1 pseudogene is annotated in these 560 nt (G+C 73.8%); it reads left to right on the top strand.

Annotated elements, in window-relative coordinates:
- Positions 1-481, top strand: a pseudogene (locus tag P3H78_RS33240) (hypothetical protein); the annotation flags it as partial.
- Between the last annotated feature and the right edge of the window lie 79 nt (positions 482-560).

Raw genomic sequence — 560 nt, forward strand, 5'->3', positions numbered from 1 at the left:
GCACCGCGAAGGGCCGGCGATCGGCCGTCTCTCCCTTCTGCTGGCCGAGGTGGAGAGCCTCCAGAGCGTGATCGCCGAGGGCTCCTCCTTCGACTTGGAAGGGGTCGCCGAGGCCCTGCGCTTCGTGATCGACGTCGGAGAGCCGGCGCTCCGCGGCCCGCTCCCGGACCGGCCCGAGGCCGCGCCCGCGGACGGTGCGGCCCCCGAAGAAGCGGCGGCGACCGAGGAGGATCTTCGTGTCGCCCGGCTGCGCCTGGACGAACTGCTGTCCCAGCATGACGCCGCCAGCCATCCGGAGGTCATCGCCCAGTGGATCACGGTGGCTGACCTGACCGGGCGGTGCGGCGATGCGCGCGCCGCCATCACGCTGTTCCGGCATCTCGGCGAGGAGCTGCGCGAACTGCTCGGCCCGTACCACACGCGGACGCTGGACGCCTACGAGGGCATGGCGCGCTGGGTGTCGGGAGGGGGCGGCGCCTGATCCGGCTGCATGCGCGCGGACGGGGGTGGCCCGGGACTGCGGTATCGGCCCGGGCCACCCCGGTCATCGGATCCCGGTG

Origin of the sequence: Streptomyces tropicalis, from assembly GCF_029269835.1 — a bacterium.
Taxonomy (GTDB): Bacteria; Actinomycetota; Actinomycetes; order Streptomycetales; family Streptomycetaceae; genus Streptomyces; species Streptomyces tropicalis.